The organism is Treponema sp. R80B11-R83G3, from assembly GCF_054786115.1.
In genome coordinates, this window is sequence record NZ_BDHF01000375.1 from 1 (window position 1) to 684 (window position 684).

General features: G+C 41.2%; 1 protein-coding gene and 1 pseudogene. One reads left to right on the forward strand and one right to left on the reverse strand.

Annotated elements, in window-relative coordinates:
• Positions 1-194, forward strand: a 194-nt coding sequence (locus ACYVRH_RS13945; RefSeq protein ID WP_461257486.1) for a hypothetical protein, incomplete at its 5' end; no start/stop codon positions are given.
• A gap of 162 nt (positions 195-356) precedes the next feature.
• Here ACYVRH_RS13945 and ACYVRH_RS13950 read toward each other — a convergent pair.
• A pseudogene (locus ACYVRH_RS13950) lies at positions 357-684 on the reverse strand (flagellar basal body protein FliL); the annotation flags it as partial.

Below are 684 nucleotides of genomic sequence, written 5' to 3' on the forward strand. Positions count from 1 at the left end.
GTATAAAATCGAATGAGTTATTTTCTGTATCGGATTCTCCTGAACTTGCAATGGAACAACTGCAAATGGCTATTTTGGGTAAAATAGGCCAAAAACTGGATAATTTTGATCAGGTTATTGAATATGCAGTGAAAAAGGCCATTGAGGAAAACGCGGATAAAATATCCGGTGTAAAACGTCTAGGGTCAGATTAAATCCAAACGAATGTATCAAATGAGGCAGATCGGGACCAAGCGTTTTTAAAAAGCCATGAAAAACTTACTGTCGTTGCATGATTCAACACAAAGCCCCACTACTGATTTAAATGCCCAATAAATCCCTGACTGTACTGAATAAATTCTTTGGGCATACATCGTTCATTGTTTCAATCTTTCAATTACCGTCATATCGCTGAAATAAAGCGCCTCAATGCGTCCAAGACGAAGCTCAGCGTTAAAGCGCCGAAGTATTTCCCGCTTTGCCGCCTCTTCATCTATTTGATTGGCGTTTTCCGCAGGAAGGGACGAAAAATATTCCGTGATTATCGCTTTAAAATCGTTGATTTTCGCGGCAAGCTCTTCGGTAAAAGCGATGTCTTTGGCGGAGTATGGGAAGGCTACGGAAAGAAGCAAGGTTGATGAATTTGACAGGGGAATTCTAAGGCGTTCCAATCCTGGATAAACGCGGATGTCGTCATCGTTTACC